Genomic DNA, 18,407 nt, shown 5'->3' with positions numbered 1-18,407 from the left:
TCAGTTGCTCATAAACGAAAAAGACTTGTTGACCATTTGCTTCAATTGCCAGACAGACGCATTCTCATCAATAGAAAAACGACAAAGGGAATAACGGTTATCAAATCCTAGTTTTGCATTTATCCCGGGGATAAATGTGAATGCCAATTTATAGCCGGCTTGCTGTGCTACATTCAGCGTGTTGCGAGTGAAAGTATCTGATCCACCTACAGGATACGCAACTGACAATATCTCTCTGTGCAACATGGTTTCCAGACGCTGCTTAGATTGTGTTAGCTCAACCAACTGTTGCTCGGGTGTAAGGTGCGCAAGTATGTTGTGAGATAAGGTATGAGAGCCGATATGCATGCCATTATCTGCCATCTCTTTTAGTTGTTGCCAGTTAACTAACAACTCTGTCGGCTCAGGCATGCCAATATGGTCTAACTGCAAGGCAACCTTAACTTGCTTCAGTTTCTCCTCCATCGGCAGGCTGTTGTCTTGCTTAACCGCTTTTAGCAAACGCCGAACCCGCATCCCAATTGCGCCGTCGACAATATTGATTGCTGAAGGCCAATGCGCTAGCTTAACACTAGCGTTACCAGAATGACGTACTATCCAACCCACTTCATCCCACCAAGGGATCTGAGGTTTATCAATATAATCTGTCGAGACAAAAAAAACGGCTGTTAATCCAGCTGATTTCAACATCGGGTATGCGAGTTGATAGTTATCTATGTAACCATCATCAAAGGTCAAGAGCGCCAGACGCTCAGACACACGCTGCTGACTGTTGTGCAATGAAATTAATTCATCAATGCTAATCACATCAAAATTCGTCTGATACATGCGAAGATGTTGTTCAAAACGTTCAGGCGTGCAACTGTAAACGTTGGGATCGAACTCGGAGTCGGCAGCAGAACCAATGCGATGATAGTTAAAACAATAGACCCCACCAGGGCGACGTTGCCATTTCAACGCCATGTGCCCCGATAAGACTTCAATCGCAGATCTGCTGCAGCCTTTAAAATTCATATTACATTCCCTTTGTACCCAATTCCTTTTTGAGTAGCGGCATATTCTTCGGCTTTGCGATTAGATAATCCCTAAAATTGTTAGGATTTCCACTCTCGCCAGCCTCTGCCGCTTTCGCAATGTTATACATCTCTCTCGCGCTTACATAATGCAGAACATAATTGTCGCCGTCATTGTACTTGGCTTGTAAATGCGCACACATATTGGCAAATGGCGCCCCCAACAGCGTGTCCATATCTTCTTCCTGAGTACCGTGAGTGTGTACTTTAACAAACACCCATTCTGGTCTGCCGGCAACATGAATATTAGAGTTAACCCATAGATCAACACGTTCAGGCGTTGGCGGCATACTTTTGCGCACGTCGGCGTTTTCTATTTGTGGAAAGATACCCTTTTTTCTGACCTTCCAGTTCAACCCTATCGGCCCGGTGATTAACATTAAATCACCCCATGGCTTGCCGTTGACCTCGACCAAACGCCCGGTGTTATGTGAGTTTGGCTGACCTGGTTTATCTTTGGCATAATAAATGGCATTAACCATCGCAGGTTGAGTATTGCTTGGCGCTGAAGGAAACGTGAAGTCGGCATAGCAACCGGTTTCTTTTAATACAATAAGTTCATCATTAACGCCGCACCAACGTCCGTCTGGCCGACAATTATTTAGTGACCAATTGCCATGTATAAAGCTATAACTTAATGCTCCGGTAGCCTCATCTCTGACAAAAGCACCATGGTCACGATGCAGTAACTCGGTAAAATTAGTCAGTGTCTTCCGTAAATTGTCACTGGTATCATTGTCATGATGCAGATGCACTTCAATTTCGCCAAAACCGCGGTAGCATAAGTCAGATATTTTGGCAAGATGCTCAAATCGATATTCTTCTTCAGGATAATAAAAGCAATGTTTAGGGTAGCAGCCATCTGCATCTTTAAACTGGCCTGCAACAGCCGGGTAGTCATTGAACCAACGGTCTACACGGGCCCTTTCCTGTTCAATAGAAATCTGACGCCCCCACTGAGGTTCGTAATGATCGACAAAACAAAATAGCACATGCTTAGGACCGTTAACGGGAACCTGCCGTTTTAAAATATGACGGATATAATTGCCCAGCCAGTTTTGCATATTTTTCTGGCGAACAATGGCCCAAAAAACCGCACCAAAAAGCATTACACCCAATACAAATAACATCAACATTACCTTTCTGTCCTCTGCCAACTACCCTGAATATTTGTGGTGAAATAACGTACAAAGCCAACTAAAAGTGCATAATTCATCGACGTAAAAAACACCATAAGGGACATTATCGTGGATAATCGTCGTCCTTTAATATGCTGGGCATAACCGTAAATTGCTAAACAATAAAAAACTATCTGTAAGACAAATAGCGCGATATAACGGCTATCCTGCAATAGAAACAGGTTACTCACTAATGTCAGTATCATTAAATGTGGTACAAACCAACGCAATAATTTGTGACTGATAAAGCTAAAGAACCGCCATCCATTAAACGGGTTCATTAGCCACCCCATTTGAAAGCATGCTTGATAATTACCTAAGCCAATGCGTATGCGACGGCCCATTTCAGCGCCAATCGTTGGCGCGCTATCTTCGATAGCGACAGCTTCCGGGTCATATTTAACCTTAAACCCTCGGCGCGCGATATTCATCGCAATGTGGAAGTCATCAATAATGGTATTGGTAGCTAATGGCTGGTACAGCTCAGTACGAATGGCATAATTCGCACCATTTGCCCCCAACAGTGCATCGAATCGAGCTTCGTGAAATTTCAACACTCTTTCGTATCGCCAGTAAACGCCGTCGCGGTTGTTACCACTTTGGGCATCGACAAGTTGTAACTCGCCACAAACTACCCCTACATTGTCATCGCTAAAATGCCGTGCTAAGTTTCGGATAGTATCTGGCTCAAAAACGGTGTTGGCATCGGTTAGCACGGTTATATTGCTGCTCACTTGGGCCATCAAATCGTTAAGTACACTTACCTTGCCACGATTTTGAGTAAACAAACATGCCGTTAATCGAGGATCGGTTATTGCCGCAAGAATCTTAGCCGTGTCGTCCTGACTTCCGTCAGAACCTACAATTAATCTTAATTTATCTGCAGGGTAGTTTTGGGCAAGAATGTTCTCAACCCTTGCAGCTATGCAGCTTTGCTCATTATATGCAGCAATAACAACCGTGATATCGGGTAGTAAATTATCATCATGAACCGCCACAACACGCCTTGGCTGTGCACTCCAGACAAAACGATTGTCACACCACAATTGCAGTACTGCACTACAGCACATTAACAGTAGTGGATACAAAGCATAGCTATAGAGTATCGCAATGATACTGACCCAAAAAACCCATTCCATGGTAATGCAATTTCCTTATGTTAATTCAACGCACATAGGGTTTAGCCGGAATACCCAACATAGTAACTGCCGCTGGTGCCGATTTAGTTACTACCGCATTAGCGCCTATTTTCACGTGTTCACCAATATTTACCGCACCAATGACTTTAGCGCCAGCGCCGATAAAAATATCGTTTTCAAGTACCGGAGAACGGCCTTTTTCATCACCTATTACTACGCCACTTTCAATTGTGATATTAGCGCCACCACGCACTTTAGAGTTAATCACGACGCCAATGGGGTGCATTAAAACGAAACCGGGCCCAAAATCTGCGCCTACGCCAATAACACAACCATTGAAAAATTTGTTGAGCTGGTAACACAGGTAGGCTAACGGCGATAATCTGGTGACAGCACACCAGCGCATCAGTCGATATAAAACGTTTGCTAAGGTGCCATCTGCCATTACCACTCTTAGCATGCTAACAGGTGCGCCATCGTTATGAAAAATTTGCTGTTTTCTTATCAAATCCGCCTTTAAATTTTTCATTTTGGCAGTAGACCCAGCAGTTGCTCAGCATTATGTTTCCACTGCCGATGTTGCTCGATATAAATACGGGCATTTTTACCAACCTGACGCTGCTGCGTTGTATCTTCGACAAGCTCTAATGTTCTGTCTATACAGGCTTGGCGATCATTCGCCGGAAACAACCATCCCGTCTCGTTATCAGCAACCACCTCTACCACTGGCGAAAAGTCTGGAATAACCATGCCCTTTGCCATAGCCATAAACTCAAACAGCTTCATCGGCGAACCATAATCATTTGAATCAGGTAAAATGCCATAATCCATTGCGCCAATGTAAGTGGCAATTTCACTATGCTCAACCCGACCTGTTAGCAAAATTTGTGATGAAACTCCGGCGCTTTCAATACGTTGTTTTATTGGTTCAAAACTCACGCCATCACCAACCAATAGCAAGACTAACTTTGGATAGGCTTTGATTTTATCAACCATTAAATCTACAAACCAATCTATACCATGCCAATGAACGAAGGCCCCTACGTACCCCAAAACCACTTTATCCGCTATGTCTAAACGCTGTCGTAATTGCAGCGATGCAGCATCATCAATGATAAATTGTGATAAATCAGCGGCATTAGGAGACACCACTGACGGCGCAATCTGGGGATGCCCTGTCATGGCAACTTGTTGAAAATGGCCAGAAATAAACACCAAACCGGTCGCATTTTTAAAAATCCAACCTTCAACTTTCCGTGCCAGCGTCCGAAAAAACAGCGACCTAACCCGATGTACCAGACATGAGTCGTTTATTTCCAAAATAATAGGCTTGCTGTTACGTCTGGCCCACCATACCGAAGCGAACATAAACAGGGAATAACGCTCATAGATAACATCAATCTGGTGAGTATGCACAGCCTTGCGCAAGCGTAATAATGCAGGAAAATTGTAAGCCAGTTCAAATAACTCGAACACCGCCTCTGGTACATAACGCGTTAAATCAAGCAGCCATCGTAATACCGGATTGCCCTTTTTAGCCCCGGGGTTAGTTGCTGTAGAAGTGTTATTTTGTGGCGTACTTTCTGGGTCTGCTCCAGGAAGCGATAACAAGTGCACCTTATGGCCTAGCTGACGCAAGCCATTAGTCACACCCATAATATGCACACCTTCTGCACCTTTTCCGCGTGTTCGGTGATGGAACAAAATGTTCATGCTATCACTCTGATGTTGTCTGTTGATCGAACATAAGTATTAGAAATGGATCAAAAAAACTTTGATAAGTTAAGTTTTTATCACTACCTGCCAACATATATCGTTTTCTCCTTCTTTAACTTATAGCTATTTGGGCATACTAATTTATTAATGATATACCCCTACCAACTCAGGCATTGAAATTACTTTCATTTAATAAACACTGTAATCGGTGTTTGTTTTCTTGCCAGGTAAACTGCGAGGCATGCTGAACAATGTCAGACCGACACCAGTCTTTTTGCAGCGCAAGTATTAGTGTTTGTGTTAAAGCCGCTGCGTCGGCACTAGGGACTAATAAGCCACTGAGTTCAGGCTTTACAACTTCAGGTATGCCACCTACAGCTGAAGCAACAACGGGAGTACCAGCAGCCATCGCCTCCAGTAAAACGTTCGGGACACCTTCATGATAGCTTGGCAGCACCAAAAGCTCTGCATGCTGCATTAACTGAGGTAACACACTATGCGCAACACTCCCAAGCAGTTCAACTTTATCTCTAAATACCTGCCCACAAAGATACTGCTCCATGCTTTGGCGCATATCGCCCCGACCTGCCACCAGCAGTTTCAGTTTTGGATAACGCAGGCTAACTTCGCCAAACGCCTGCAACAGCTCCATCACACCTTTATCTTTTTTTAAGTTACCAACAAACAGCAAATAGTTCTCTGGTATCGGACGTTCACATTTCTGGCTGAATAAATTATGGTCAACGCCGTTATACACTACATGAATTTTGTCTCTTGCAATACCTAATTGCACCATTTGCTGCTTGAGCTCGGCTGAAACCGAAATAACACCCTTCGCCTGCTTTGCTGCTGCTACAATTTGCCTAGCCCGTGCCTCTTCTTCACCATGCAGATGAATATCAGAGCCATGAACTTTAAAAAAGAACCTGCATCGATACAGTTTGGCTAACCAGCTACTTGCTACCGCATCAGGAAATGCCCAGCTAGCGAGAATAATCTCTGGCTTATGGCGGCGTATCCAAAGGCCCGAGTGCAGCAACAATGATAAATACATAAAATAAGAATAAAAGCGACGGCCAAATTTAGGTGTAAAAAAATAAGGTACATAGCGCAAAGTAGCACTTTGCTTAATTTGCCGGATGTTTTTAAACCATACAATAAAACTCACTGGTACCAACACCGACATCTCGAAGGCATCTTCAAGTTGAGCAAACTGCTGACGGTTAAATGTGGCTCTTTCAGGCTCCCAAGGTAACGGATACAAATTAGATATAACCACTAATCGAGTGCGCGACTTCAATTTAAACCTCGCATATAGTTACCCGGTACTTACCACTCGCCGTTAGCGGGATATCATCAACAAACTTAAAGGTTAACGTAAGCTCATGCGCTGCATAACGGTTTATTTCATTGCAAATGGCCAACTTATCGCCATCGGCTAAACCGTTTTTTGTCACAATACAGATAATAAGCTCGTCAATATCTGATTGTCTCACTTGAAACTTATCAATACTGGCAAATTCTTTAAACAGATGTGGAAACAGCTCGCCAGGGATAAGTTTGCCTGAGCGCGTTTTTATAACGTCCAACTTACGTCCGTCTATGCTAGACATCAGAGGCAACGGATTGCCACAGCCACAAGCAGCATTATGCAAGGTAGCCCGATCACCATTTTGGTAACGTATAAGTGGCATGCCATAGTTAAATAAATCTGTCAGCAGTACGTCGCCACTTTCACCATTGTTAACCTGGCCATCTTGATTGACAGTTTCTACCAGTAAATGATCAGAGTTTATATGCAGCTTTTTATGTGTTTTGCATTCAGCAGCAATAAGCATGACTTCACGACAGCCGTAGGTATTATAAACCGGACAGGAAAAAGCTTTTTCAATCGTGTCGCGCTGGTATTCATATAGCGGCTCAGCACCGGTTAAAATACTGTTCGGTCGGTGTACTACAATATTTTGCTGCAAAATATGTTTTGATAACTCATATAATGGATTGACATAGGCCACCATTGCATCGGGTCGATACGCATTAATTTGCGCTATATACTGATGCATATTGTCGGGTGCCATAGAAAATGAATTCAGCATTTTGCGGTTATAAAGACCATGATAAAGACGCTCTTTTATTTGCCTGGCGAAGGACACCTGACCAATACCGGCGCCCCACAAGTACAACGTGCGAACCCCTAAACCTGCACCAAGCCAGTCATAACCCCGCCACATAATTGCTTCACGCCGGGTATTGCTGTTAGCGTCCAATTCAAACCTTAATGGTGTCCCCGTAGAGCCACCAGTAGATTTAACAATATTGTTATCGAAGTTTTTTGCTTTTAGCTGGTCATAATGCTGCTGAATATCCGCTTTAGTCAGTATCGGCAATTGCTGAAACTGCGCCATACTATCTACAGTACGTATATCGTCAACACCGGCTTTTTGCCAGCGCTGATGGTAGTAAGGGCTATTGTCAAAACAATGTTTTAAAAGGCGTGTTAACGACTGCCATTGCAGTGCGCTAAGTTCATCCGGCGACAGAGCGATATGCTTGGAATACTCATTTACATAGCGAATTAAAGGTTTACCTTTAATCACTGCCAGCAATGGCAAGACAACACCTTGTAATAGGTGTGGGTACAATTTCATATATTACGCATCCATTCGCAATTTCAACTAACAAAACATTTATAACAGTGAATCACTGAGCCAACAAAATTGAGTATAAACGAAAGATAAGGAGACAACCAACAGTTGATTATTAATGACTTACAGTTCAAACTCAGCGAAGGATGCCTGAGTAAGCTTAATACTCTCTGGCCGTTAGTATTCACGGAGCGTCATGGATGACAATTAAACATGCCAACACCCTGTTTTTGCTGCAAATCATTCTTTTAGCTTGTAGTTTACTACTCTATCCTCAAATCGTGGTTGATTGGCGCACTTACAGTTTTGATGATGGAACTTACTCTCACGCCTACCTGATGCCGTTTATTATCATCACCTTACTATGGCAACAACGCAATAACGTCCAACTTCGGTTCAACCTCCTCTTTCTTGCTACTACCTTAGGTTTAGCACTTGTGTTAGCGGTTAGCATAACCTCGCAATTGATAAGCCTGACCAGACTGTTATTTCCGATGTATGTCATTTTACTTTTCTGTAGTTTGGTTAAACCAAGTAAAGGCTTAATAGTGCCACTGGCCTTATTGTGGTTTATTTCACCGGTATGGGGCAGCCTTATCGGACCACTGCAGTACATCGCTGTTGTAATAACCACTTTTTTCATGCAGCTAACGCATATTCCCGTTTATGTCGAAGGTAATTTTGTTCAAATTCCACAGGGCGTGTTTGAAATAGCTGAGGGTTGTAGCGGGCTGCGCTATTTCATTGTTTCACTGGCACTAAGTACGCTGCTATGCCACCTTCAGTTGCGTAAAGTTAAAAACATGCTGCTGGTGACCTTATGTGCGATATTTGGTGCAATTTTGGTCAATGGCATACGGATAGTGATGATTATCCTTATTGGGTACTATAGCGATATGCAAAGCAGCATTGTTAAAGATCATAATATGTTTGGTTGGTTCTTATATATTCCATTTATCATGGCGCTTTTTTATCTGGTCGGTAAACTGGAACCCCAGCCAGCAGATGATAACAATGCCTACAAGCCACAGCAATTAAGTACTCGCAGCAGTATTGTGGTCATGTTCATGGTAGTCGCCTGCTCTGGATTAAGTCTTAGAGCGCTAACAAATCAACATCCTCTGTTTAGTTACACGCCTATTACTATTACACCAGAAGCTTCATCCATGCAGCCATCTGCGTATATTGCAGCTTATAGCAATAAAACCCTGCAACACCTTACGGTTAATGACCATGAAATAATTAATATTCGCTTTGAATTTAATGGCCAGCATGAGGCCAATCGTCCAGATTATTACCTCAACGAAGTTATTCCGAAAGGCTGGAATAAGGTCAACAGCGACCTTACCGCTACTAGCCGCCTTGTGAGATTGACCAATTTGGCCGGAGAACACGCCATCTTGCAATATTGGTATGAGGCCAATGGGAATAGCACCGGTTCTCTGGCTGTTTATAAACGGTATAGAATTCACCAGGCGTTCAAGCTAAATGCGTACTCCGCCATGCAGTGGCAGTTTGTGCTGTGTCAGACTACGCTGTGCACTGATGAAGCCACTATATTAACTATGTTGGCGACAAAAAATCATTCTGGGCAGTAATTTATGTAGCACGCCACAGCAACGTGGCATTAACTGTAGATTCGGACAATTAAAATAACACAAGGAGCGGACATGAAAAGGTTCACCATTCTTAGCACAGCGGTTATTGTCGGTTTATCACTAGCCGGTTGCGGCCAAAAAAGCAGTGAGGAGCATTTTCAGGCTGCACAGGTATTTTTAGCTGACGATCAGTTAAACAGTGCAGTCATCGAGCTTAAATCAGCACTGCAAAAAGACCCTGAACGCGCTGAATACCGGCTGGCATTAGCCGATGTATACAGTAAAGCGGGTTTATTGGATGATGCAGTAAAAGAATATCAACGCGCGTTTGAATACAGCACTGACCATCAATCTTTCATTCAGCGATATACCAGTACCTTATATCTGAATGGAAACCACAGCGACATTTTACAAATAGTCGATAATATCGATAACTATCCACAGCCTTTGCGCGACTATCTGCTGTTTTATAAAGCGCTGGCCGAAGCAGAGCTTGGTAGCAACGAAAACGCTACAACGCTATTCACTGAATTATCAACGTCAGATCAGGCCGACATTTCTAACTTTGCTTCAGCATTTTTAACGCTAGCAAAAAATGAATTTAATGAAGCTAAGCAGCTACTTACAAACATTGAATCCACATCTAGCTTGTATTATCAGGCAATATATTTACGAAGCAAGATAGCCCTAACCGAAAACGACATGGTCAGCGCAGTTACATTACTTCGTGAATATACCAAGGTACACCCATACCAATTATTGCCGCAGTTGTTACTGGCGCAATCTCTGGTCAAAACCGCGCAACTGGATCAGGCTGATGAGCTACTAAAACCACTGTTAAAAAAAGTACCTCAGCAACCTTTGGCAAATTATTTTGCAGCGGTATTAGCTTATGAAAACAAACAATTTGAACAAGCCCGTATTTATATTGATACCGCCATCGCTAACGGTTTTAGTTCACCTCAGGCCAGAATTTTAGCAGCGTTAGTAGCCGTTAACCTGAAATTAGATAATATCGCCCTAAACCATTTGGATGTCGCTAAAGACGCTTTGCATATCTATCCGCCTGCGCAGCGCCTTTACGCTGTGTTAATGCTCAAGACCGGTAATACCGATGTTGCACGTCAATTCTTATCAGAAAAAGAGCTGCAAAATACTGACATTCAACTATTGTCTGCCACCGCATTTGAACTGACAAAACAAGGTAGTGTCGAAGCAGCGCAAAACTTACTCGAGCAATACAAAACTAATAAACCTTTATCAGCCAACGAACTAGCAACGTTAGGCGCCGTTCAGCTACAAATGACAGGCCAGCGCAGCACGGCAATTCGCTCATTAGAACAAGCGCTACAGTTAGACCCTGCCACCGATCAAGCAAGGATCATGTTGTTAAGTGCCTACATCAGTCAGCAACAATATAGTAAAGCCATGGCATTGGCTGACGAATGGATTGCGAATGAACAACGTAAAACGGCTGGTCATAATATGAAAGCTTATGTCGCACTGGTAAGTGAACAACTCGACGTTGCGGCCAAAAATATTGGAATTGTGTTACAAACTGAACCGAAAAACAGCCTGGGAAGATTGCTAAACGCTTCTTTACTAGCTGCACAAGATAATCTGATTGAGTCAGAAAAACTATTCCAAGCATTATTGGATGATGAACCGGAAAACGTGCAGGCACTAGAACAATATTTAGCATTGAGTCGCGGCAAAGGTGACACAACGGACGTTTTACAACGAGCCCGTAAAGCACATCAGGCTAAGCCCGACGATGCCAACCTTACATTGTTGCTCGCTAGCATAGAACATAGCAGCGGCGATTATAAAACGACCTTAGGTTTGCTGAATAACATCGATGGCGACTCCCGAGACAGATCCCCCAAGCATTGGGCATATCTGATTGATACTCAACTGCGGGAAAAAAGCTTCGCACAAGCCCTGCAATCAGCAGAAGAATGGTACAACATACAACCAAATTCACATATAGCAGCGCAAGCCTATATGCAAACACTGTATGTCAACAAAGATATTCCTGCTGCAATTAAAATCGTAGATAAGTTACTAGCCGCACAGCCTGAGCATATCCGGTTTATCAACATTAAATTACAAATGCTTGATGAAGCATCAATGAACCAGCCATTGCTCGATTATGCCAAAAGCTTACCTGTAGCTGTTCAACAAAGGCCTGAAGTACTCTTGGTGAGAGGCAAGGCTTTGGCACGCTTAAAACAGTATGGTGAAGCCGAACAATTATTAACACAAAGCTATGCGAAACAGCCGCAGGTAAATACAGTCATTTTTCTGGGAGAACTCTACAGCAGGGTTAATAAAACGGCTGAAGGCATCGCCTTGCTAGAGCGACATATCGCAACGCACGGTAATAATACTGCAGCACAAACAATGCTGGCTCAGCTTTCGCTAAGCACCGATGCAGAGCGCGCAGTCAAAGCCTATCAGACAATATTAAATGACCAACCTGACAACGTTCTGGCACTAAATAATCTAGCATGGTTGATGTTAGAGAAAGATAATGTCACAGATGCTTTGGTTCATGCCGAAAAAGCTTACCAATTACGCCCAGATAATGCCGATGTATTGGATACCTATGGCAAAGTACTTCTCAATAATAACAACATTGAGAAAGCAAAAACCATATTGGAAGCAGCACTAAAAGCCAGGCCTGAAGATGCTCAAGTACAATTGCATTATGCAGAGGCTTTAGTTCGTTCAGGCAATAATGAAAAAGCCAAAGCTATATTACAACAAGTAGAACAAAACCAAGAGTTCACCGATAAGGTAGCCGCGTTTAAAGCAATGTATAAACTGTAATTAACACAATAAAAAACTGGCATGTTTCGCATGCCAGTTTTTTTATTTTTTACGTTGTTCTATTTGATAAATTTACGACGATTTAACAGCAACAAACCTAAACCTAAAATACCAAGTGTAGCAGGCTCAGGCACTTGAACTTCACGTGCTGTAACCATAGCCTGTACAAATAAGGTATTTTGTCCGCCTTCTCGAGTGTACAAGGTATTGTCATCAACAATAAATCCTTCTCCCCCCTGTAAACGGAAAGTAAAGGTGTACACTATTCCATCAATTTCTACAACAATTGGCAGCGGTATGCCAGAAATAGAAAAGAAATCATCGCAGGCAGAACCGAGTGGATTCGGCGCGGGACAACCACCTTGGTTTGGTGTCTCCGTAAAGCCGATATTAAATGCCCCCACTGCTGGACCAAATGCAAATGGTGAAGTGATACTAAATTCAGAACCTAAATTCAAATTGCGTAGCGTAGTCGCTGGGCTTGGCAAAGAGAAGTTTCTATGAGTAATAACCCCGGTATCAAACCAACCACCATTCGTTACTAAGGTGCCAGAATTAGATTGTATATCTAACCCGCTAGGACCTTGACCGCCATTACTAAACCAATTTACTGTGGTATGGCCGTCGGTAATTTCCTGTAATCCAGAAAAAGTTAAACCACAACCATTAGCACCAGGTAAAGCTCCCACAGCACAATTAAGATTAGCATTTGCACCAGAATCATAGGTTACTGCTGTGCCATCTGCCAACCATCCGCTGGCTGTATCAAAATCAAACGCCCCGATTAGGGCCGCTTGCGCGCTGCCGCTGAGTAATGCTAAACCTCCAACGGTTGCGAGCAAAGTTTTTTTACTTTTCATAACGCCTCCATTTGTTATTGGGTCTATGCCAGTCATCGACTGCGCTCTGCTGACTGGTACAATTACAGTACTTGCATATAGCGCGCCAATAGTAAATTATTGATGTTTTTTAGCCATTTAGTAAACTCAATGTGACATGACTAAGGGTGGGATGTAAAAAAAGCAGACGGCTATTTGGTGATTCTTGGCAGTATATCGTCGAGTAAGAGCCGACATTGATGCTTAACTTGTTTGAACAATTGCTTCCATTCATAAGCCCGACACAGCTTGCTAACAGCATTGGCTATAGGTTCAGACCGGTGTAACTTGGCATAATGCTTAATGTCATGCCACATATGATACTTACCGGGCGTCCAAATTTTAACCGAACGCAACTTGGCAACATTATCCAGCGGCGGTAACGACGCTGAATGTTTGCCTATTACCGCCAAAGTCGCCATGGTCCGCAAACACTTCTCGCACTCACCACAATTAAATTGGTCTGACGCATTACACACTCGCAAAAATGCCAGCGCTTGATCTGATTGGGCAATAGAAATAGTTTTTTCAACCCGACTTATCATGCCATGGTGCACTACCTTAGTTGCGCCATTAGATAACAACGGGTCTGTTAGCGGGTGGGAGCGAAATGGTTCAAGTTCCTTAGCATCATGACTGGCAGGTACATAAAGGGTGTCTAATCCCAATGCCAGGCTATAAGTTATTAGCAAAACTATCTGACAACGCCGCGCAGATAGATTATTAAAAGCCGTTCTAAAATTGGATTCTATTACAATTAAGTTTTTACCGTAGTGCTGGGCAAACTTATTTGCCCCCTCAAGCGCCTTTTGACAACGTGCCAATTCATGCAGTTGGATATCCAAACCCAGACAGAAAATAAGATGGTCAATTTCAGGTTCAAGCTGAAAAAATGAATAGCTGGCGTCTACACCACCGGAGAAAAATACCGCGGCATCAGAACTCGTTAGCGGTATCTGACGAAACTGGTTATCAGCAATAACAATATCTATAAGCTGTACATCATCAAACCAAGAGACAAAAATGCGTTGAAACTCGTTCAGGTTTTGCCTTAACGTCGAACTAATTGAAAAAGTATCGTCTACTTCCAGCGTTTCACCAAGCAACATAGCGGGTAACATGCAACTGGCCAGTGCTGCATCCGCAGCGCCAGGAAGCGCATCACTGCCCGTGTATGACAGCTGCAAATGTCTATCATCAGCATACCAACTCATCACAAGTTTGTTTTCGCTGATGTTAACCTGTAAATCAGACAACCGCATTGATGCTCCCCAAAGCACCCACGCTACCTCATACTGAGATAACTTGGTACCTTAACATATAAAAAAGCCAGCAAAATGCTGGCTTTTTTAAAGTATCGATTAGGATCTGGTTCTACGCAGGCTTAACATCATTAAACCTAAACCAAGTACAGCAATAGTTGCCGGTTCTGGTACTGTTACCAAACGTGCTTGCACAAGTAAATCATTGTCCGAACCTTCTGCAGTACGAAGCAAGTTGTCTTCAATTAAGAAACCTGACCCTGGAGCACCCCATAACCGAAACTCAATGACATACTTTTTACCATCATACGTAAATTCGATTGGTAGTGGTACACCAGAAATATTGAAATAATCATCACAAGGGGTATCGGTAAATTGGATACTCGGATCACAAATACCATATTGATTGTTAAATGTTTCTGTGAAAGAGATACCGAACGCTGCACCTCTTTGCGCAATAAACGGGCTAACAATATCAAACACCGTATACAAATTTATCTCTGACAGGGTTTTGCTACCGCTTCTTACTTTACGATTACGGTGAGTAATCATACCGGTATCAACCCAACCAGCGTCGGCATCTAATACACCGTCATAGGAGTCAACATCCAACCCACTAAACTGTCCAGCTGTTACCGGGTTACCCCAGTCTACCGAGGTATATCCCATGGCAATACCATCAGCAGGATTGTAAAAGGATAAACCACAGCCATTAAGAGCATCTGTTGCACCCGCTACACAGTCATACTCTGTTTCAACGCCATTGCGTGAACGTGTTTGCGCTGCGTAACCACCATAATTTAAACCGTCTGCTAACCAACCACTTGAAGTCTCGAATGACAGACTAAATGTTGATGCCGATGCGCTGTTTACCAGTAAAACTGCACTTCCAAGTGCCGCTACCAAAAAACCTAATTTTGATTTCATGACGTCTCCATGTTTATACAACCCACTTCGTTAACGCGTGCGGCATTACTGCTACATCACTTCACGATAATTAAGCACTATTTATGCCAACATTTATAATTGATATTAATCAATAACTTAAACGAAAGACCTTTTTTAGGTAATTAGGAGGTGTAAAGTTTTACGACAGTTATTTGCTAACAATATAACGGCCAGGAGATAGCACGTTATCAGCATCAAACACCTGCTTTAAGTGCTGTAGCAGTTGTTCATATTCTTGTGCACTGTGCTTTGCCATAAACGACATCATGCTAATATCAATTCGATAAGGGTAATAGCCCACTTGCAGCAAGGTTTGATAAAGTTGTTTTCTGCACGTCTCTGCCCGCGAGTCCCATGCGATACCATCGTCAGAGTTACGATTAAAACTAATACTGATAACCGCGTCGAGACAACGTTCACTTAGCAACGTAAAGGTTATTCCAGCATCGAAACCCAAAGGCATTAATACCTGTTGTACAATTTGTTCGATACATCGCGCATGCCCGCCATCTGCGGGTGCCACAACAGCACACCACATTAAACCAACACCATCAGTATCAAGCGCGTACCCCGATTTAGGTAGCGTTGGCATGCGCCAGTATGCACTGGACAAAAAAGTGTCACTGGGCTGACCTTTCATCATTAAATGAACGGGTTTTAAGACCGCAAGCACCCGAGCCATATCCCTACGTAGCAAAACTGACAATAGCCATTGATATTTTTCGATAGCATTTAACAGGCCATCACTAACAAAATTAAGCTGTATATTGTTAAATTTACGAAACTGAGCTTTCAGCGCTGCTTTTGCAAGTTTAACCTGTGCACGTTTACCGTATAAGGCTCCAGAAACGTGCCACTGACCGAGCTGCCAGTGTTTTCTCAGGCCGCTCAATCGGGCCTTTGATAAAGGATATTCCTTTATATCCGTCGCGTCGGCAGGATACTGTTGCAAGCCGGGTAGTACCCGGCAAGTATTAGCGATATGGGGCAAACTGGTTAGATAACCTTCACGCTTTAAAGACGTGAGGGCTTCAACCAACTTTTCAAGCTCGTCATTCGGCGATGTGACATAAAACGCCAAGAAACACTCAGGCTTAGGCATTAGCCACAGGGTAATACTCAGTACAACCCCCAAATTTGACTGAAAAAACAGTCCATCTAAAGCAGGACCAAGGCCGGCTTGGTATACTCCGGCGGCTTTGGCATCATTAAATCGGTGCAGGCCAGTACGGATTATCTGGCCATTTGCCAGCATCACTTCAATACCGCATACATGCTTTACATGCTCGCCATAAACCGTATGGCCAAAACCACGTTCTAGCGTATTACCTACGACACTGCAGCTGGCGCTGGAGCCGGTGCAATCCATCCAATGAAGATCCCCTTGCCGCTTTAAAAACTCAGCAAGTTCCGCTTGAGTAACCCCAGCCTCTACGCTCACCACGCCGTGCTTTTTGTCATAACTCGCAATGGTTTTAAGACGATTCAAATTGATGATTACGCTGTTAGATTCCACAGGGACCTGAGATCCGTATCCCCAATTTTTACCAGAACTAACAGTATATACGGGCTGCTTAAATTCCCGGGCAATCTGTAAACAGGCTTTGAGCTGGCTACGCTCCGGATACAACACTGCTAGTACACTGGCATTGGTAGCAAAGGTCGCTGTTGCGGCGGCTAATAAATCAGATTCATTAAGTGTAATTTGCTCTGTAGACAATAGCTGTTGCCAGGCTTTTAATGCCCCGTTGAAATTGGTATTCACTATCTAATCCCTTAAAAGCAAAACCTTACAGATCAAGTTAACTGAAACGCAAACCCCAACCAAACCCGGGGAATTTTCGTTTTAGTGGTCGTGGCTTATCATTTGGATAAAGTTCACGCTCTATAGACTCAAGTAACTTAACATACCCTACTGACAAATTTTTTCTGAACATTTCAGGATTGATATAGTACGCAGCCCTCTTGCCGTGATATTCGATTGGATCTCCCAGCTGTTTAAACACAATGCCGACAAAGGTTAGACTGCGCGCTAATCTGGGCTCCATCATCACAAAAACATGACGCTTATTGTTGTGTAACGCCATCAGCGCAGCAGACAAATAAAGACATATTGCAATGTAAGGAAAGCAGCGCAATTCATGTTCTGAGAAAAAAACTTCGTTAATAACACCTGTCGCTGCACCTTTAAACTGATCAAACTTTCTGCGCCTAAAGGTTTCAGGTACCGCCAAACGCGAAATCTCACAAATTTCATTGCGTGGGAATGCAGCAGGAAAAATAGTAGGATCTGTTATGGCATGCATACAATTTGCTTCAATAGGCAATTTTTCGTCGCCATGCCCTGATGTAATTATTCTGACCGTGCCGGCGACTTTTCCGGTTGTCACATGCCGAATAAGACTATGAAAAGAGTGACTATCGAACTCATCCTGTTCAAGCTGATTTTTACGTTCATCTTCAAAGTGAAGTTCTTCACAATATACCTGATGACGGACGTTAAACACCTCAGCCCTTAAATCCTCACTGGCGGCAAGCTCTACCCGTAAGAATTGTGAGAAATGCTTTGAAATGGCATTAGCATCATTACTGGCAAGCCTGGAAATGGCTTTATTCACAAGGTGCTTAACCACAGGAATCTTTTGTATGATTTTAAGATGTTTCATCTTTCACCTGCGATACTGCGACAGCAGAGGTTAATAAATAGGGTTGATGAACAAGGTGAATTAACGTTAGCACAAGTTTGTCCTTTCTGCGGTGTTCATTGCGAATTTACACATGACAACAAACGGCAAAATCAGTGTGCTTGCTGCCCCGACGAAATAACGTGCTCAAGCCAAGGTAACTCACTAGTCGTAGAGTACTCCCAGCCAAATTTTCTTGGTGGCTTAACTTTCCAATATGGCTGGTTGTCTTTTAGCCTAGCTTGTTTGTTTTTACAGGGTGCTAATAATGCGTGAAATGTCGCAGCTGCTTCTGTCGTCACGGTATCACTAAGATAATCGTGGTAGAACGACCCATTACTGAGCCGCCCCCACACAGATCCGGACGTGCGGAATTACCGCATCCGGCTCTTCAGTTATATATTCACTCGTGTAAAACACGCCCTTAATACCAGTCAACATGGATAATTCGCTT

At 43.2% G+C, this 18,407-nt stretch carries 14 protein-coding genes; 2 read left to right on the top strand and 12 right to left on the bottom strand.

The window, feature by feature from the left end:
* The 7 genes from H595_RS0108425 to H595_RS0108390 form a co-directional block, all read right to left on the bottom strand.
* A complete protein-coding gene (locus H595_RS0108425) occupies positions 1–1,014 on the bottom strand; it encodes a polysaccharide deacetylase family protein (RefSeq protein ID WP_027670814.1) in 1,014 nt (337 codons plus the stop codon).
* Between the two features lies 1 nt (position 1,015).
* The gene (locus H595_RS21920; protein ID WP_205623197.1) at positions 1,016–2,203 is read right to left on the bottom strand and encodes a hypothetical protein; all 1,188 of its coding nucleotides are present in this window, start codon (positions 2,201–2,203) and stop codon (positions 1,016–1,018) included.
* Positions 2,204–2,208: 5 nt separating this feature from the next.
* Complete coding sequence (locus H595_RS0108415; protein WP_027670813.1) at positions 2,209–3,390, bottom strand: glycosyltransferase family 2 protein; 1,182 nt, start codon at positions 3,388–3,390, stop codon at positions 2,209–2,211.
* A gap of 25 nt (positions 3,391–3,415) precedes the next feature.
* Positions 3,416–3,919 (bottom strand): serine O-acetyltransferase, encoded by a 504-nt coding sequence (locus tag H595_RS0108410; protein WP_027670812.1) that lies wholly within the window; start codon positions 3,917–3,919, stop codon positions 3,416–3,418.
* Positions 3,916–5,103, bottom strand: a complete 1,188-nt coding sequence (locus tag H595_RS0108405; protein WP_027670811.1) for a glycosyltransferase — start codon at positions 5,101–5,103, stop codon at positions 3,916–3,918. Before H595_RS0108405 ends, H595_RS0108410 begins: the two co-directional genes overlap by 4 nt.
* A gap of 169 nt (positions 5,104–5,272) precedes the next feature.
* Positions 5,273–6,406 (bottom strand): glycosyltransferase, encoded by a 1,134-nt coding sequence (locus H595_RS0108395; protein WP_027670810.1) that lies wholly within the window; start codon positions 6,404–6,406, stop codon positions 5,273–5,275.
* Position 6,407: 1 nt separating this feature from the next.
* On the bottom strand, positions 6,408–7,754 hold the full coding sequence (locus H595_RS0108390) for a phenylacetate--CoA ligase family protein (RefSeq protein ID WP_027670809.1): 1,347 nt from the start codon (positions 7,752–7,754) through the stop codon (positions 6,408–6,410).
* 197 nt (positions 7,755–7,951) lie between these two features.
* On the opposite strand from H595_RS0108390, the gene xrt reads away from it, so the two are divergent.
* The gene (gene xrt, locus H595_RS0108385; RefSeq protein ID WP_027670808.1) at positions 7,952–9,349 is read left to right on the top strand and encodes an exosortase; all 1,398 of its coding nucleotides are present in this window, start codon (positions 7,952–7,954) and stop codon (positions 9,347–9,349) included.
* Positions 9,350–9,421: 72 nt separating this feature from the next.
* On the top strand, positions 9,422–12,181 hold the full coding sequence (prsT, locus tag H595_RS0108380) for an XrtA/PEP-CTERM system TPR-repeat protein PrsT (protein ID WP_027670807.1): 2,760 nt from the start codon (positions 9,422–9,424) through the stop codon (positions 12,179–12,181).
* A 59-nt stretch (positions 12,182–12,240) separates the two neighbouring features.
* Here prsT and H595_RS0108375 read toward each other — a convergent pair whose 3' ends face one another.
* From H595_RS0108375 to H595_RS21915, 5 genes are all read right to left on the bottom strand, one after another.
* Positions 12,241–13,041, bottom strand: a complete 801-nt coding sequence (locus H595_RS0108375) for a THxN family PEP-CTERM protein (RefSeq protein ID WP_027670806.1) — start codon at positions 13,039–13,041, stop codon at positions 12,241–12,243.
* 170 nt (positions 13,042–13,211) lie between these two features.
* Positions 13,212–14,321, bottom strand: coding sequence for a hypothetical protein (locus H595_RS0108370; RefSeq protein ID WP_027670805.1), 1,110 nt, complete (start codon positions 14,319–14,321; stop codon positions 13,212–13,214).
* Between the two features lie 99 nt (positions 14,322–14,420).
* Positions 14,421–15,248, bottom strand: coding sequence for a THxN family PEP-CTERM protein (locus H595_RS0108365; RefSeq protein ID WP_027670804.1), 828 nt, complete (start codon positions 15,246–15,248; stop codon positions 14,421–14,423).
* Between the two features lie 169 nt (positions 15,249–15,417).
* The gene (locus H595_RS0108360) at positions 15,418–17,034 is read right to left on the bottom strand and encodes an FAD-binding oxidoreductase (RefSeq protein WP_037054176.1); all 1,617 of its coding nucleotides are present in this window, start codon (positions 17,032–17,034) and stop codon (positions 15,418–15,420) included.
* A gap of 37 nt (positions 17,035–17,071) precedes the next feature.
* A complete protein-coding gene (locus H595_RS21915) occupies positions 17,072–17,935 on the bottom strand; it encodes a PEP-CTERM/exosortase system-associated acyltransferase (RefSeq protein ID WP_051219800.1) in 864 nt (287 codons plus the stop codon).
* Positions 17,936–18,407 lie beyond the last annotated feature (472 nt).

It is taken from the genome of Rheinheimera baltica DSM 14885 (assembly GCF_000425345.1).
GTDB classification, from domain to species: domain Bacteria; phylum Pseudomonadota; class Gammaproteobacteria; order Enterobacterales; family Alteromonadaceae; genus Alishewanella; species Alishewanella baltica.
This window is presented reverse-complemented; position numbering and strand designations above follow the sequence as displayed.